This window comes from Hymenobacter busanensis (assembly GCF_008727865.1).
GTDB lineage: Bacteria > Bacteroidota > Bacteroidia > Cytophagales > Hymenobacteraceae > Solirubrum > Solirubrum busanense.
Map to the genome: position 1 here is coordinate 156,552 of NZ_VTWU01000007.1, position 16,705 is coordinate 173,256.

Sequence of the window (16,705 nt, forward strand, 5' to 3'; positions counted from 1 at the left end):
AACGTGCGACTACGCCTCCCGCACAGCGAATCTGCGCAAAACCCATACCTTAGAAACCGACCCGTAACGGGCTGTCAAGTCCGTTTTGCACTGCCGCGTTTCTCCATGTCTCTGGCTTCTTCCTCCACTGCGCCGCCCTTGCCGCCCCCGCCGGCGGCCATTCTGGCCAATCAGCACATCTACTCCGACCATTTCGACGAGGAGTACGTGCGCGCCCTCGACGAGAACGTGCTGCAATTGCTGGAGCGGGTGTGGTTTCGCTCCGAACTGGTGGGGTTTACCGAGAACTTTCCGCAGCGCAACAACCCCGAGCGGCCCCTCATTTTCTGTTCCAATCACTCGGGCATGGCTTTCCCCTGGGATGCCATGGTGGCCCTCTCGCACATGTACCGGCGCCTGCCCAACCCGCAGGACCTGCCCCGGCCGTTATCGGCGCCGCTGCTGTCGCAGTCGGCCCTCATGAATCCCTTTGTGCTGCGCAACTTCTGGAAGCGCTGCGGTTGTGTAGACGCCACCACGCTCAATTTCGAGACGATGATGTACTACAACGACCACAACCTGATGCTGTACCCCGAGGGTGTACCGGGCATTGGCAAGGGGTTCAACAACAAGTACCGCCTGCAGCGCCTGGCCACCAGCATGATTCGCCTGGGTCTACAGCACCGCACCGACCTGGTGTTCTTTTCCACCGTCAACGGCGAATACCTCAACCCGCACGCTTACAGCTGGGACTGGCTCAACCGGCAGAGCAAGAAAATCGGCATTCCTTTCATCCCCATCACCTGGCTGCTGATTCCTATTCTGCTGCAGCCGTGGCTGTTTTACATGGCTTTTCCGGCCAAACTCACCTTTGTGCTCGGCCGCCGCATCCGCCCCTCCGACCTCACCGACAAGCCCCACGACCAGATTTCACGCGAAGAATACGCGGCCCTGTCAGAGCAGGTGCGCGTGCAGTTTCAGGAAGACCTCGATGCCGCCGTGGCCAAGTACGGACAGCAGCCCTACCGCGCTGGGGAGCTGTGGCAGCGTATCAAGGAGAACCTCCGCTACTTCCCGTTTTTCCTGCCCGCGTTCTGGCCCCTCATGTTTCACGAGTTCGACCGGTTGTACACGAAAAAAGGCGGGCGCGGCCTGCCACTTAAGCTCACTGGCTTGGGCACCACGCTGAAGCTCATCTGGCGTAATCCGTTCGTCATCAGTTTTTTCATTCCGCTGCTTGGCTGGGTGCCCATTGCCATTCGCGGCTACCACAAAAACCAGATAGGGGAGAAGCTGCCCGGCCAATAGCTCTGGCAAGGCACTGCGCGGCGCAAATCGTGCTTTGGCCCAATGCCGAACGACACGCCCGCCTACCCGAAAAGCCCAAACGCCGCCGGAAATTCCTATCTTATCAACCCTGTAGCCCGCGCCTGCGTTTAGGTAGTACGTGCCTGACGCGCAGCCTGATGGCTTGCCTGCTGCCCCGCTGGCCGGTCCCATGCCGTGCCTTTTCTCCGCTCCCGCCTGTTTCCCCATGCCCTCGTTTCAGCACCAGCTGGTCAAAACCCTGCTTACGGCCGCGGCCGGCCCCATTGCCCGTCGCCGGCCTACGCTCAACTCGCTGCGCCTGGGGCTGGAGCTGAGCACCTTGTTGCAATTCATGCCCTGGAACGTGCATTTCGAGCGCGTGCCTGCCGACGAAGGCCTCGTGGCCGAATGGATTGAGCCGAAAGGCGCCAACCAGCAGCGGGTGCTGCTGTACCTGCACGGCGGGGCCTACGTCATGGGCTCCTTGAACACCCACCGCGGCTTCATCGGGGCGCTGGCGCAGCACTGCGGCCTGCGCGCCCTCTCCGCCGACTACCGCAAAGCGCCCGAGCACCCGTTTCCCGCTGCCCTCGACGACGCCCTAGCGGCCTGGTACTGGTTGCTCGACCAAGGCTACTGCCCGCAAGACATTATGCTGGCCGGCGACTCGGCCGGTGGCGGCTTGGTGCTGGCCTTGCTGCTGCACCTGCGCGACAAAAAAGCGCCACTGCCCGCCGCTGCCCTCTGCCTTTCGCCCTGGACCGACCTCACTATTCCGGCCATCGAGGCCTACGCCAGCACCACCCTGCCCGACGAAGCCAAGCTGCTGGAAGCCCTCGAAATCCGGGCCTGGGGCCGCCAGTACGCCGGCGACACCCCCCTGCACAACCCGCTGCTTTCGCCCTTGCTGGCCGAGCTGCACGACCTGCCGCCGCTGCTCTTGCAAGTTTCCGACGCGGAGCTGCTCTACCACGACACGCTGCGCCTGGCCGCCAAAGCCCGTGCGGCCGGCGTGCCCGTTACGGTGCAAACCTTCGAGGGCTTGGTGCATTGGTGGCACCTGTTTTGGCGCACCGTGCCCGAAGCCAAGGCCGCGCTGGCGCAAGCAGCCGGCTTTGTGCAAGGCGTGTGGCAAGCACAGGCCGAAGCCCAGGCGTTGGTGAATGCGGCGCGCCGGAACCGCAAAGCCGCAACCACGACTGCAGTTCGGGCAACTGTGCGGGCTCGTTCTTAGCTCCATCCGCGGCTACAGTTCGCTTCAAAATATTTTCTGCAAAAAATTGGCCGTCAGCTGCCCACGTATATATACCTTTTCGTAGGTTTGTGTCGAATGTTCGGCATGCATACTATATTTGCGCTTGCCGGGCGGCCCGGCTGGTTTTGCCGCGTACCTCTCACTCTCAACTTTCTTCAAGCTCATGGAAGACCTCTTTAAAAAGTTCATCTACGCCGGCGTGGGCTTTGTTTCGCGCACCAACGACCGTGTGCAGGACACCATCAACCAGCTGGTGAAGGAGAACAAACTCTCGCAGTCGGAAGGCGAAAAAATCATGAGTGAACTCATGAAAAACACCGACACCAAGCGCAAGGAGTTTGAAACGCAGCTCAGCAGCATTGCCAAGCGCGTGATGAAGGGCATGGGCGTGGCGTCCGACTCGGACGTGGCTGAGCTGAAGAAGGCCGTGCGCGGCGGCAGCAAATCGTCTTCGTCGGCTGCGGCCTCGAAAACGGCGACCAGCAGCACGGGCGGCACCAAAAAGGCTTCGTCGGGCAGCAGCTCGTCGGCGGCGGGTAAGGCAGCGGCAGCGCCCAAGGCTGCGGCCAAAGCAGCTGGCGCCGCTTCTACGGCGGCCAAGAAATCGGCGGCCGGCAGCAAAGGCGGCGCGGCTTCGGGCAAGAAACCGGCTGCGGCTGGTGCGTCGGAAGGCGGCTCGTCGGCCAGCAACGCGTAGTCTCAGCTCTTCGGTTGATACAACCCCGCTGGCGGATTCGTCGGCGGGGTTTTCTGTTGCCGGTGGGCGCGGGGCGTTTCGTGCGCGCCGTGCGCCACGCCTGATTTTTTCCGACTTTGGCCGCAATGTTCAAAAACACGATGACCAACCTGGGGCGCATCCGCCAAGTGGTGGAGGTGCTGCTGCGCTACGGCTTTGAGGACGCGGTAACGAGCACGGCCCTGCGCCGGCTGGTGCCCGACCGCCGCCGCCAGACCTGGCAGCACGGCGACCAGCCCGTGTTTGAGATGTCGCGCTGGGAGCGGGTGCGCATGGTGATTGAAGAGTTGGGGCCCACGTTCATCAAGCTGGCGCAGGTGCTCAGCAACCGCGCCGATTTGCTGCCCGCCGAGCTGGTGGCCGAGTTTGAGAAGCTGCAAAGCAACGTGCCGCCGTTTCCTTCCGACGAAGCCAAGCGCATCATCGAAGCCGAAATTGGGCAGCCGCTGGCCGAGGTGTTCAGCGAGTTCGACGACGAGCCGCTGGGCTCGGCTTCCATCGGGCAGGTGCACAAGGCCCGCCTGCTCGACGGCACCGATGTGGTGGTGAAGGTGCAGCGGCCCACGGCCCGCGAGAAGATTACCACCGACCTAGCCTTGCTGCGCGAACTGGTGAAGCTGACCGGCGGCTACCTGCGCAAGCACGGCCTGGGCAACCCGCAGGACATTGTGGAGGCCTTCGAGCGGAGCATGATGCAGGAGCTGGACTACAGCTCGGAGGCCCGGGCTATGGAGCAGTTTCGCAAGCTCTATGCCGACTACCAGACGTTTTACGTGCCCCGGCCGTACCGCGAGATGAGCACCAGCAAGGTGCTTATCATCGAGTTTGTGAGCGGCTGCAAGATTACCGACAAGGAGCAGCTGCTGCGCTGGAAACTCGATCCGGCCATTGTGGCCGAAACGGGGATGGATATCTACCTGACCCAGATTTTCGAGTTCGGGATTTTCCACGCCGACCCGCACCCCGGCAACGTGCTCGTGCGACCCGACGGCACCATCGTGCTCATCGACTTCGGCATGGTGGGGCGCCTCACCAAGCAGCAGAAGTACGCGTTTGCGGGTGTGTTCATCAGCATGGGCCAGCAGGACGCACGCGGCATGGCCCTGAACTTCCGTCGCCTGGCCCTGACCTCGGATATTCAGGACATGCGCGCGTTCGAGGCCGAGCTGCAGCAGCTCATCGACGATTTCGCGGGCCTCGACGTGAAGGAAATGAGTATGAGCGCCCTGGCCGAGCGGCTGCAGGGCGTTATCTACAAATTCAAGCTGCAGGTGCCGGGCTCGGTGTTCCTGATTTTGCGCGCTTTGGTCATTCTGGAGGGCATTGGGAAGGTGCTGCATCCGGCCTTCAACACCTTCGAGTTTGTGCGGCCCTACGGGCGGCGGCTGGTGCTGGAGCAGTACTCCGTCAACAACGTGACGACCGAGTTGCAGCACACCGGGCAGCAGCTGCTGGCCTTGTTCTACACCCTGCCCACCGATTTGCGCCAGATTGTGCGCAAGCTCTCGAAGGGCGACCTACGCGTGCAGGCGCAGCTGGGCGGCTACGCGCCGCTGCTGCGCACGGCCGAGCGGCTGGTGTCGCGGGGCATTATTACCATGCTGGCGGTGGCGTTTCTGCTGTTTTCGGGCCTCACGCTGCTGGGGCGCTACCCGGCCGGGCAGATGCCCTACTACCACGGTTTGCCGGGCGTAACGTGGTGGGGGCTGGGGGCCACCGGCTTCTGGCTGATGGTGTTGTTTATCCTCACCATTCGGCGGGAACGGCCGTAGCAGCGGGCCAATTCCGGGAAATTTAAGTTGCAGCTCCGGCGCCGGGGGCTGAACTTTGCTGCCTCATCGGCTGGCTCGGAAAACCGGGCCGGCGTTTGGGTTCTGCACTGTGCGTGTTTCTGTTGCGTTTCGAGGGCTGGCGGCGGTAGCCAGCGTGTTGCTTTTTCTCCCCTTTACTGCCCAGGCCCAGGTGCCGCTGCTGCGCGACGTGGCGCTGCGCACCGACACGGCCACCTACCAGCTCAGCCGCCACACGGTGGTGCTGCAGGGCGAACCAACCCTGTTCTTCTGGTTTCGGCGCGACGACGAGACGGTGGAGCTGCGCCTCACGCCTGAAAAAACCGTCGGCGAAAAGCCTTTGCGGTTGCTGCGCTCCGCCGACTACCAGCAGCTCGACTCGCTCACCCGCGAAGCCGACGGTACCTACCGCACGCGGCTCAAATTCAAGGACCTTACCAGCTCGCAGTTTGTGCGCCTGGTGGTGGAGCAGCCCGCCGCCGCTGCCGGCCAAGAGCCGCAGCGCGACGTGGTGCCGCTGCTGCCCGTGTCGCGCACCTCGGTGGGCCTGCGCGCCGCCGACGAGGAGCTGTACGTGGGGGAAGAGAAGGTTTTTGAAATCAACAGCTCGAACCCGCGCAACGTGCGCGCCACCGGCGAGTGGGTGCGCGGGGCCGATTTCGACTACCGCCTGACCAGCGAGCAGAACGGCACGCTGCGCCTGCACGTGCTGCCCAACCAGCTCGGGCGCCGCACGCTCACGGTGAAGCTGCTGGCCGAGCGGCCCACGCTGCTGCCGGGCGGCAAGCTCAGCTACCAGCTGCCCCCGCTGAAGCAGGAACTGACGGTGAAGGCCAGCCGCCTGCGGTTCCTGAGTCCCGACAAGCGCACGGTAACGCTGGACGAGCAAAGCCGGCGCCGCGGCGTGGAACTGGTGCTCGACAACGGCCGCTCGTTTGAGCTGCGCCGCACCTACCGCCTCGAAGACCAGGAAGAGCCCGGCGGCGCGCTCATTGCCGAGCTGTTTACGCGCCAGTACCTGACCAACGACCGGGTGCTGTGCTACCTGCGCCCCTACAACACCCACCGCCAGACCGAGGGCTACCTCTACATCAAAGACCAGGACCAGGCCCGCTACGTCACCAACCTCGACATCACGCCCAAGACCACCATTTCGGGCGTGCAGGTGCTGCACCGCGGCGGCGACTGGACCAGCTCGACCAACGTGAGCCCCGGCGAAACCGTGGACGTGCGCATTGAGGGCGAGGCGCTGCAGAAAGCGCGGTTTCACCTGGAAGACCTGCGCGTTATTCCCTCCGATTCGTCGGTGCGGACCGACACGCGAGTGGTGCTGCGCGTGCAGGTGCCCGTCACGTTCGACAAGCGCCGCAGCGCCATTCTGAACGCGGGCCAGTCGACGGGCTTTGCTCTGAGCGTGCGCGAGTTTCAGCGCCCGCACCCGCTCGATTTTGTGACCGTGACCTACGGCGACGCCGCCCGGCCCATCACGCGCCTGGGCGGGCCGGTGCTCTACCCGCGCACCATTCGCGACGTGGTATTCCAGTTTAACCCCAACGGCATCGACACCGACAAGCAGTTCTACGGCAAGCAGTTCCTGAGCTTCGAGATTCGCACGCTCAACGCCAAGGGCGAGCTGGTGGAAATCCGCAACGTCGACAACGTGGTCATCTGCCCCGGCGACAACTCGCCGCGTGCCGCCTTCTACCAGGACAAAGCCTGCCGCACCGACCCCATCAGCCTCAACAGCCTGCTTTCCCGCAAAACCTACGACCTGGACGAGTGGAGCCGCATTCTGGTGACGGTGAAGCACCAGGCCGGGCAATACGCCGACCCTGCCTTCACCCAGACCGTGGAGCTGGTGCTGCAGCGCAAGTACAAGTTCGACATCGACGTGAGCTTTCCCGGCGGCCTGCTCACCAAGCGCGCCGGCGAGTCGAGCTACACCGATTTCGGGGGCATTTCGCTGGCCACGCTGGCGCAGTTCAGCTTCTACCACCCCGAAAAAATCAACCGCCTGCGGCCCTACAAAATCGGGGCGGGCTTCGTGGCCCTGAACGCCTTCAACCTGAGTGCCAGCAACAACGTGCGCCGCGACTTGGGCGTGGTCATCCTCGGTTCGGTATACCCCACCCGCCGCGACGCCAAGCTCACTTTCCCGCTCTACCTCGGCGGCGGCTACCTGATGACGCTTGGCAAGCCGTTTTTCATGTTTGGGCCGGGCATTGGGGTGCGGCTGTAATCAGTTGCCGGTTGCCAGGTACGAGTTGCGGGAATTGTCATCCTGAGCAACGCGAAGGACCTTCTCACGTTTGAAAGATAGTCGTACCAACGACTTGTTCAGACGTGAGAAGGTCCTTCGCGCTGCTCAGGATGACGTTCTTTTTACTGGCAACTGGCAACTGGCAACGGGCAACGGGCAACTACTTCGTGGCCATCGTCACGGGGCCGACGCGCACCGACTGGCTATCCACCACTACCCAGCGGCCGTTGCGGCGCACAAACACGTGCATGCGCCGGAATTCCCCGCTCACGTCTTTGCCGGCTGAGGTGCCGGCGTAGGTGGTGTTGTGCCGCAATACCGCCATGTCGGGTCCGTAGAGGCGCACGTTGTATTCCGAGGGCTGGTTGGAGGTGGTTTTGTCGGTGCCAGCGGCCATTTCCTTGAGCAGCTCGGCTTTGGTGTACACTTTGCCGTCGGCCTCGGTAAACAGACAGTCGTCGGCTACGTTCTGCTTCACAAACTCGACGTCGTTGCGCATGTCGGCCGCCACCCAATCCCGGTCGAGCTGAATGAGGGCCGCCTTGGTTTTGTCGGCTCCGGCGGCCGAGGCCGCAGGTTGCTGCGCCACCGCTACCGAAGCAACGAGGCTGCAGGCGAGCGTGAGGAGGGAGATTTTCATGGCGGGCTGGGGTTAGAAGGTGCTTGCCCGTGCCCAGGTGAGGGGCGCCTCGCCGCGACAGGGCTTAAATAAATATAGTGAAATAATAATATACAGCTTGGCAACCCTCATACCGTTTGTTCAGGGCCTGGATGGGAGTCAGTCGGGCACCGCAACCGCGCGCGAGGCGCTTACACATCATCCATCACCACGAAAGGTATCTGTAGCGCAGCGGCCAGCTGCTGACCGGCCTGCAGGGCGTACTTCCTGTCGCGCAGGGCAAATTCTTCCATTGCCTCGCCGATGATGGAATCGGGAATCGACAGCAGCAGGGTGAGGTGCTCGTAGCGTTTCCATGGACGGGCAACGCCGCGCCGGGTGTGGTATCTGATGGTATCCGAATGGGCTTTGAGCACGACGCGGGTAGCCAGGGCCAGGGCATACCAGCTGCCAAAACGGATGCCGAAAAGCAGCAGGAAATTACGGTAACGGTGGTTTCGGCGGTCTATTTCCAGGCCGCTGTAGCTGCTGGCAACCAGCGCGGCAAACGCAAAGCACCCGACCGCGAGAAGCGGCAGGTGCTGCAGAAACACCAGCCCAAACCCCAACGGCGGCAGTGCTCGGCCCCAGTAGTAAGGGCCTGTTTTGATGCCGTGAGTCATGGAAAGGGGGCATTTGCTCCTTGTTTTTGCGAACCAATAGCCGAGTACGTTGGGCCTAGAAGCCGAGGCTCAGATCCAGCCGCACGGTGCGTACCCGCGTGTACAAGCTGGTTCCGAAACCGATGATGCCTTCGTCGTGGCGGGCTTCGAGGGCCAACAGCGCGCCGGTGGAACGGGCCCACACCAGGCCCAAGCCCGCGGCAATGCCCAGTGTGCTGGAGCCGGGCAGGTAAACGGGCAAGGTTTCAGTGCCGGGGCGGTCGGAGCGACGATAGGTCAGCACGGTTGAATGGCTCAGCCCGGCTGCAAAGCTGGGCCCCACGTTGATGAATGGTCGGCACTGGCCCGTGCCAAAGGTGTAGCGGGCCAGTACCGGTAGGTAGAGCTGGGTGAGACGGTATGTACCCTCCTCGGTGGCCGTGTAGAGGGTCGTACCCGTGTACACGCCGCGAACCGGCGACGAAGCTCGCACGATGGAGTACTGCAGTTCCACCTGCACCGACGCATGGTTGCGGAACGCGATGTTGGCGTAGGGACCCGCCTGAAACCCCAACCCGGGCCGCGTGGATTTAAGGTGGAAGTCGTCGAAAATCTGTGAATAATACAGCCCTTGGTAGTAGGAGAAGAAGAGTCCCGTAACATTCGGCCCGGCTTTCAGGCCGTACGAAGCGCGCCAGCCGCTGGTCACCCGGGGCTGCCGGCTGGGCTGCCCGGGGCGCCGGCAACTATTGTACTCGAGCACGGCACGCGTGAGGCCGCGGGCCGTGTGCGGGTAGCGGCGCATGGCTTCGTCGTCGCCGAAGTGGAGGGAGGGACAGCCGCCCAGAGTCCGGTGCAGCTGAAGCTGTACTTGGCCCGGCGTCAGCTCTTGGAGGCCGGTCGAATCGGGGGCTTGCAGGTAGAAGCGCAGGTCGCCGGCGGGGTTGACGCCGGTGTAGAGGCTGGCGTAGCCCAGCACCAGCGGCTTGACAAATTGCGCTTTGGGGCCAACAGACTTGCTCAGCAGCAAATCCTGGCGAGTGGCGCTGTAGCTGCGCAGCTCGGCCGCTGCATACGTGGTGGTGGGGCCGTTGGCTGGGGTCAGGCGTACCTGCTGGGCGCGGGCCTCGGCTGCTTTCTGGGACACAACGCCGCGGATGGTGTCGCCGGCAGCGGTAACCACGTAGCCCGTGGCGGCGCGCTGGGCCTGCACCGCCCCCGGCACAACCGCCAGCGCCACGGCCGACGACAGAAAAACAAACCCGGCGTACCGGCTGAGAAAAGAGTAGAAAGCCGCCAATCAAGTAGGGGTGAGGATCGACTAATTCGGGCAAGATAAGCACAGACAACGACGCTCGGGCCGCGAATCCAGCTTTTGTAACGACCTTGCCCGCGCTACACCCAACGCTTATACCATTCATGTGCTATCTGCTACTTATGGCGCTTGCGCTGCTGTGGGGCACCCTGCAGGGGCAGTCTGCCCGCCCAAGCCAACTGCCCTCGGTTTTTTCACGGCCCGATTCGGTGCCGCGCCAGCCGCCGCGCGCTGCCCTGCCCGACACGGCGCGGGTGCGCGGGTACCTGGCCCGCGGAAAGCAGATGCGCTACACCAACATCGACAGCGCCTTGCGCTTCGACCGGCAGGCCCTGGCCTTGTCCCGGCGCATCGGTTTCCGGGAAGGACAGGCGCGGGCCCAGCACGCTGTGGCCAACGACCTCTACAACGCGGGCAGCTACGTGGCTGCCGGCCAAGCCTACGAAGCGGCGGTGCATCTGACGCGCCGCGCGGGCCTGTGCGACCAGGAAGCCGGGGCATACAATGGCATGGGTTTGGTGGCGCAGGCCCTTGGCAATGTGCAGGGCGCCATCGAGTATTTCAACCGGGCGCGGGCGCGGTATGCGCAGTGCAAGCCCGTCAACCCGCGCTACGAAGTACTGGTACTCACCAACATCGGCAATACCTACATGCAGACCGGTCAGCCGGCCCGCGCCGAGCGGCCGCTGCGGCAGGCGCTGGCCCGCGTGACGCCCGCCGTCGATGCCGCCGCCGTGCTCAACCTGCTCGACCTTGTGGGCATGCTCCAGCAGCACCAGCAGCACCTCGATTCGGCCGTGGCTACCTGGCGGCACGAACTGGCCCTGGCTAACCGGGTGGGCAACCGGCGGGCCCAAAGCTTTGCCACCGCCAACCTCGCCAGCGCCACGCTCGCGCAAGGGCAGCCCAGGGTCGCGCTGGCTTATGCCCAGCAGGCCATGCGCCTGGCCCGGCAGCTCGGCAACTTCTCGCAGATAACCGACAACACCCTGGTGCTGGCCCGGGCCATGCACGCGCTGGGGCAGCCGGCGGCATTCGACACGCTGAGCCGGTTTCTGGTGCTGCAGGATACGCTGATGGGCCGCGCCCGCACCGAGGCCGTGGCCCAGGCGCAGGCCCGTTTTAACGTAGCCGAGCAGCATGCCCGCATCCGCACGCTGGAGCAGCAGCGGCGCATCATTGAGCTGCAGCGGGCCCAGCAGACCCTGCGCACCCGCGTGGCGGTAGGGGTGGGGCTGCTGCTGCTGGCGCTGGGGCTGGGCCTGGGGTGGTGGGTGTACCGCCGCCGCCAGCAGCGGCGCGAGGCGGCCCTGCGCCGCCAGCTGGCCGCCGACCTGCACGACGACGTGGGCACCTTGCTCACCCAGATTGCCCTGCAAACCGATCTGCTGCAGGAAGGTCTGGCCTCGCCCGAAGAGCAGCCGCTGCAATGGGCCGAGGTAGCAGGGCGCAGCCGCCTGGCCGTGCGCCAGCTCAACGACGTGGTGTGGGGCCTCGATGCGCAGAACGACACCGTGCCCGACCTGCTCAACCGCCTGCGCGACTATGCCCACGAAGTGCTGGTGCCCTCTGGCCGCGACGTGCGCTTCGTAGCCGACCCACCGGCCAGCGGCACGCCGCTGTCGGCGGCGGTGCGGCGCCAGCTGTACCTCATCTACAAAGAAGCCCTGCACAACATCCTCAAGCACACCGCCGACACCGCTACCGTGACCGTGACGCTGCACCGCCAAGGGCCGCTGCTGGTGTTGGAAGTCGTCAACGACGGCCCGCTGGTGCCGCCCGGAACCGAGCGCGCCTCCGGCCACGGGCTGCGCAACATTCGCACCCGCGCCCAGGCGCTGGGCGGCCACGCCACGGCCGAGGCCGCACCCAACGGCGGCTTTGCCGTTCGGGTGCAAGTACCGCTGACGTAGCTGTCGGTTGTTGGCTGCGCGTTGTCGGTTACCAAGGCTCCATCACGCGCCTATCATCCTGAGCCGAGCGGAGGACCTGCTCACTACTGAAGGGCCGTCGAAATAATAATTCGTTCTCATCTGAAAAGGTCCTTCGCGTTGCTCAGGATGACGTTCCTTTACTGGCAACGGGCAACGGGCAACGGGCAACGGGCAACGGGCAACGGGCAACGGGCAACCGGCAACCGGCAACCGGCAACTGGCAACCGGCAACGGTCTTGTCGCATCAACATGCGCTATGGCCTGCCGGGGCCAGCCGGTACTTTTACGGAATGCACGTTTCTACCCCCCTGGCCATCATCGAGGACGACCCCGCCATCCGGCAGTCCTACGTCACGTACCTCTGCGCCCAGCCCGAGTTCGACTGCGTGCTGGTGGCCGGCTCGGTCGAGGAATTCCTGGAAGAGCTGCCCTCGGCCCGCCAGCCGCCCCGCCTCGTGCTGTCCGACATCGGCCTGCCGGGCCTCACGGGCATCGAAGGCGTGGGGCGCATCCGGCGGGTGCTGCCCAAGGCCGAGGTTGTGCTCATCACCGTGTATGCCGACCCCGAGCGGCTGTTTCAGGCTCTGTGCGCGGGCGCGGTGGGCTACCTGCTCAAGAGCACCATGCTGCGCGACGTGAAAACGGCCCTGCTGGAAGTACTCGACGGCGGCTCGCCCATGTCGCCGGCCATTGCCCGCCACATCGTGCGCCATTTCCAGCCCGCTCCTTCGCCCTCGGAAATTCTCACGGCCCGCGAGCTGCAGCTGGTGCAGGCCATTGAAGAAGGGCTGAGCTACCGGCTGGTGGCCGAGCGCCTGGGCATCAGCATCAACACCGTGCGCACCTTCATCCGACGCATCTACGACAAGCTGCAGGTCAACTCGAAGGCCGAATTGCTGGCCCGCCACCGCCCGGGCCGCACCTAAGGCGAGTCCAAAAAAATAGTGCTTGTCGCATGAAAATGCGACAACAGGATATAGTTGAGTAGCCCACCTTTACGGCAATGCGGAGTGGGCCATTTCCAGGCTGACACCCTGCATTATCCCGCTGGGTCCGGTGCGTACTGCCCGGCCCTTCCCCTTATCGGCATTTAACACCCGTTTTTCTTTCTCTTCCCAAACCCTACCAAACCATGCTATCCGCTTCCGCCTCCGCCGCGCCGACCTTGTCGAGCGAGGACCAGTATTCCTTCGTGCCTGCCGACGGCATCATCCTGCCGGTGGTGCCCCTATCCGCCGAACTGCGCGCCTTCGTCAAGAGCCAGGCCGACACCGCCGGCCGCGCCCTGCTCCGCGCCGACGAGCCCGCCCCCACGGCCAAGTTTGCGCTGTTCTCCTCCGATTTTATCAAGCTGCAGCTGGCCACGGCCAAAGCCCTGACGCTGCCGATTGCCGAAGCCGATTTCGACCAGAAATACGGCACGTTTGCCAAGAAGACCAAGGTTACGGAGTGCATTACCGCCCTCAAGGACCTGAACGCGCACTGCCTCACGTTTGGTAGCCCCGCCAAGCTGGTTACGGAAATTCAGAGCCTGGCCAACGGCGCCAAGCCCACCATGCTCTACGGGCAGATCGTGTGGCTGGCCCAGCAGATTGCCAATACCGCCGAAACCTTCTCGTTTACGATGAAGGAGCTGACCGACGCGCTCAAGTCGACCGACAGCAAGGAGGCCCGCTACGAAATCCTGAAGGAGCTGCTCACCGGCGAGGGCGGCCTGGCCACGGAGGCCATCAACATGGGCCAGCAGGCCACCGACCTGCGCAACGCCATTCTGAAGTACCTAGAGGACATGAACCGCATCAAGGCGCCGGTCAACACCTACTTCAGCGAAAGCTCCGACATCTACAAAGAAGCCGTCGATAAAAACAAGGCCATTGCCGACCGGCTGGTGCTGGCCCAGGCTGAGCTCAGCAGCGTGCGCGAGGAGTACATCAAGTACGTGGCGGCCGCTACGGCCAGCTCCGTGGGCGTGTTTGTGTTTACGATGGGTGTGGGCTGGCCCGTTTCGGCCATTCTGGGCGGCGTGCTCGGCGACCTGGCCGAAAAAGCCCGCAAGCGCGCCAACGAGGTCGAAGCCGAAGTGAATTCGCTGGGCGTGGAAGGCCGGAAGAAAACCCAGCTCGTGGCCGACGTCAGCGCGCTGAACGCCGACATCGGGCCCATCGAAAGCTACTTGCGCAAAGTCAGCGACAGCCTCGCCGGCATTGCCAGCGTGTGGACGGAGGTAGCCGGCAAGTTCGACTACATCGTGAAGAACACCTCGCCCGATGCCCTGAAAGACATAGCCGCCATCACGCAGGCCATGCGCATTCGTCAAGGTCAGGAGAAATGGGCGCTGACGGCCCAGATGACGTCGGCCTTCACGGCCAAGGCTTTCGTGGAAATCCGCTAGGCAGCCCATCATGAGCGAATCACTTTCTGCCCCGGTAGCCCCCACGGCTGCCGGTGCCCTCGTGGGCACTACCGCCTCGGCGGCCACCTACGACTTCGTCCAGATTGCCCCCGAACAAGACCTCATTGTGGCCCGCATGCACGTGAAGGCCAGCGAGGTAAACAAGCTGCTGCGCGAGCGAGACCCGCGCGGCCTGGCCCGCGACTCTTTCCTGTACGTCTGCGCCGATACCTTCGTGCTCGACGACCAGTTCTTCGACGCGCCCATGATTACCATCGTGGCGCGGGTAGTAGAAGCCGGGTCGTTTCCCTTCGTGATGCCCGAAGACAACGCCCTGCACATGGCCGGCCTGCAGATTCTGACGCAGGAAATCCGTGGCGGGCTGACCGTGGCGGCCAGCAGCAACCGGGAGTGGACGGTGCCGACCACCTTCAACGCCGCCCAGGTGCCGCAGGTAATTGTGTGCGCCGCCGACGCTACCCTCTTCAAGCACGAGGTATCGGCGGCCGCCGCGCAGGTGGCGGAAGTGGCCCGCAACCCCCACGTGTGGAACATCCTGAAGGCCGAGTTTGCCGCCGCCAGCGAGTGGCTGGACGTGCCCGCCCAACGGGCCGCCGGGCTGGCCGCCCTGCACTGGGTGGCGCTGTGCACCCGCGCGCTGGCCGCCGAGCCGGGCCCCCTGGCAGCCGAGGCCAGCCAGCTCAACTACCAGGCCGCGGCCCTGCTACTGCTGGCCAGCGGCGCCGGCACGGCGCGCTACGTGCCGGTGTGGAGCGAGGAGTACCTGAAAACCCGCATCAACCAGCTGCTGGCGGTGCTACAGGGCTACGAAAACAAAATTCAGGGCCTGGAAATCCGCACCGACGTGCAGCAGGCCGTCGAGTCGGTGGCGCAGGCCCTGCGCGACGTGGCCGGCGCCGACGAGCGGGCCCTGGCCACCAGCGCGCAGCTGAATGAGCAGGAAACGGCCGCCACCTGGAAGCAGTACCACGAGCTACTGTGGACCTACGAAACCCAGACCCACGCCGTGCGCCTGGCCTTCCTGGTGTTTAAAGGAGGGCTCGACCACGCCGCCACACTCAAAACCTTGGGTGCGGTGTTGCAAATCGTGAACCTGGCGGGCCAGATGGCCGGGGCGTACTTCGGTGCGGGCGTGCCCGACCCCAAAGCTGCCCAGGCCGCCGCCGGCGCCGCCAAGTCCGAAGCCGCGCAGGTCGTCATCACGGCGCAGTCGCTGGAGAAGATGGTGCTCGACGCCATCAAGAAGGAGCTGCTGGAACGGGTGATGAAGCTGAAAGCCAGCCTGGAGAAAATGGCGAAAATAGCTGCCGCCGCGGCCGAAGCCGGCAAAAAAGCCGTACAGATTGCCAACGCCCAGAAAATGGAAGCCCGCAGCACCGTGGCGCTGCCCGACCTGGCTGACATGGCTACCTTGGACCCGGAACTGGACTGGAACCTGTTCATTACCCAGGCCGAACTGGCCCTGCGCGAGAGCATCAACGGCAACGGCGAAACCAACCCGCCGGTGTCCGGGGCCAAGGAATACTACCTGAGCCTGTACGCGCTGGCGGAATACGGCAAGGCCCTGAGCCGCAAAACCGTGGCCCTGGCCCGCCTGCAAGCCCGCGCCCTGGAAATAGAAGCCCAGCGCGCCGCCTCCCGCTTTGCGCTGGAGCGGTGGGAGCGGCTGCGCGCCGAGGCCAAAACTGCCGAAGAGCAGTTGAGCCTGGGCAAGTCGCTGCTGCAGGAAGCGGCCCTGAACACGAAACGCTCGTTGCTGGTAATGGCCGAGGGCTACCGTGCCGCCTACGCCTACAACAATCTGACGGACCCGCCCATGCGCCTGCGGCTGTCGATGGACTACAACGCCCTCAACCAGGAGTTCACGTCGATCAAGCAGGACATTGCCCAGTTCTTCGCGGCCCCGCGGCTGGCCCAGGAGGTCGATACCGGCTACTTCGAGCTGCCGGTCGTGCGGGCCTCGTCTGCCCAGCCCGCGCCGGCCGGGCACGCGGTGCTCACCCTGCCCGCCGCCGCCGGGGCCAAGCCGCTGCTGAGTTGGTCGATGCCGCTTGACCAGCCGCCTTTCCGGGCCTGGCTCAGCCCGGGGCAATATTCGGCCTACTTCATCGAGGAGGCCTGGTTTTACCTCGACGGCGCCCTGCCCAACGCCGACGGCCTCATTGGCTTGCGGGTGGCTACCACCGGCAACTACCAGAACGGCTACGGGGGGCAGCCCTCGGCGCAGTTCAGCGCGCAGGGCCTGGGCCTGAACTTCGGCTACGCACCCGCCCAGGGCCGCGACGCCGCGCCCTTTACCCACTGGCGCCCCGCCGGCCGCAGCAAAGACAACTACATGCGCCCCTCGCCCTTTGCCACCTGGCTGGCCACCATCGAGCAGGCCGGCGACCTGTCGGGCCTCCACACCCTGCGCATCAAGCTGAAGCTGCTGCGCCAGGACCTTGCCTAACCGCGG

General features: G+C 64.5%; 12 protein-coding genes. 9 read left to right on the forward strand and 3 right to left on the reverse strand.

Translation table 11 applies throughout. The annotated features are described in order from the left end of the window. Nucleotides 1–105 precede the first annotated feature (105 nt). The 5 genes from F0P96_RS18015 to F0P96_RS18035 all read left to right on the forward strand — a co-directional run bounded on the left by F0P96_RS18015 (nucleotide 106) and on the right by F0P96_RS18035 (nucleotide 7,307). On the forward strand, nucleotides 106–1,287 hold the full coding sequence (locus F0P96_RS18015) for a lysophospholipid acyltransferase family protein (RefSeq protein ID WP_235917520.1): 1,182 nt from the start codon (nucleotides 106–108) through the stop codon (nucleotides 1,285–1,287). A 226-nt stretch (nucleotides 1,288–1,513) separates the two neighbouring features. Further along, entirely contained in the window at nucleotides 1,514–2,521 is a 1,008-nt protein-coding gene (locus tag F0P96_RS18020) for an alpha/beta hydrolase fold domain-containing protein (RefSeq protein ID WP_160619832.1), read from the forward strand. Between the two features lie 184 nt (nucleotides 2,522–2,705). Next, the gene (locus F0P96_RS18025) at nucleotides 2,706–3,239 is read left to right on the forward strand and encodes a phasin family protein (RefSeq protein ID WP_151080362.1); all 534 of its coding nucleotides are present in this window, start codon (nucleotides 2,706–2,708) and stop codon (nucleotides 3,237–3,239) included. A gap of 125 nt (nucleotides 3,240–3,364) precedes the next feature. After that, on the forward strand, nucleotides 3,365–5,050 hold the full coding sequence (locus tag F0P96_RS18030; protein ID WP_151080365.1) for an ABC1 kinase family protein: 1,686 nt from the start codon (nucleotides 3,365–3,367) through the stop codon (nucleotides 5,048–5,050). Between the two features lie 109 nt (nucleotides 5,051–5,159). After that, complete coding sequence (locus tag F0P96_RS18035) at nucleotides 5,160–7,307, forward strand: hypothetical protein (RefSeq protein ID WP_151080367.1); 2,148 nt, start codon at nucleotides 5,160–5,162, stop codon at nucleotides 7,305–7,307. A gap of 181 nt (nucleotides 7,308–7,488) precedes the next feature. On the opposite strand, the gene F0P96_RS18040 is transcribed toward F0P96_RS18035, so the two are convergent. The 3 genes from F0P96_RS18040 to F0P96_RS18050 all read right to left on the reverse strand — a co-directional run bounded on the left by F0P96_RS18040 (nucleotide 7,489) and on the right by F0P96_RS18050 (nucleotide 9,888). Then, the gene (locus F0P96_RS18040; protein ID WP_151080368.1) at nucleotides 7,489–7,968 is read right to left on the reverse strand and encodes a nuclear transport factor 2 family protein; all 480 of its coding nucleotides are present in this window, start codon (nucleotides 7,966–7,968) and stop codon (nucleotides 7,489–7,491) included. Between the two features lie 170 nt (nucleotides 7,969–8,138). Continuing rightward, nucleotides 8,139–8,609, reverse strand: a complete 471-nt coding sequence (locus tag F0P96_RS18045) for a hypothetical protein (RefSeq protein WP_151080369.1) — start codon at nucleotides 8,607–8,609, stop codon at nucleotides 8,139–8,141. Nucleotides 8,610–8,664: 55 nt separating this feature from the next. After that, nucleotides 8,665–9,888, reverse strand: a complete 1,224-nt coding sequence (locus F0P96_RS18050; RefSeq protein ID WP_151080370.1) for a porin family protein — start codon at nucleotides 9,886–9,888, stop codon at nucleotides 8,665–8,667. A gap of 137 nt (nucleotides 9,889–10,025) precedes the next feature. On the opposite strand from F0P96_RS18050, the gene F0P96_RS18055 reads away from it, so the two are divergent. The 4 genes from F0P96_RS18055 (at nucleotide 10,026) to F0P96_RS18075 (ending at nucleotide 16,699) form a co-directional block, all read left to right on the forward strand. Continuing rightward, entirely contained in the window at nucleotides 10,026–11,816 is a 1,791-nt protein-coding gene (locus F0P96_RS18055; protein WP_160619834.1) for a tetratricopeptide repeat-containing sensor histidine kinase, read from the forward strand. Between the two features lie 311 nt (nucleotides 11,817–12,127). After that, entirely contained in the window at nucleotides 12,128–12,763 is a 636-nt protein-coding gene (locus tag F0P96_RS18065; protein WP_151080372.1) for a response regulator transcription factor, read from the forward strand. Between the two features lie 206 nt (nucleotides 12,764–12,969). Then, nucleotides 12,970–14,229, forward strand: a complete 1,260-nt coding sequence (locus F0P96_RS18070; protein WP_151080373.1) for a hypothetical protein — start codon at nucleotides 12,970–12,972, stop codon at nucleotides 14,227–14,229. A gap of 10 nt (nucleotides 14,230–14,239) precedes the next feature. Further along, on the forward strand, nucleotides 14,240–16,699 hold the full coding sequence (locus F0P96_RS18075) for a hypothetical protein (RefSeq protein ID WP_151080374.1): 2,460 nt from the start codon (nucleotides 14,240–14,242) through the stop codon (nucleotides 16,697–16,699). Nucleotides 16,700–16,705 lie beyond the last annotated feature (6 nt).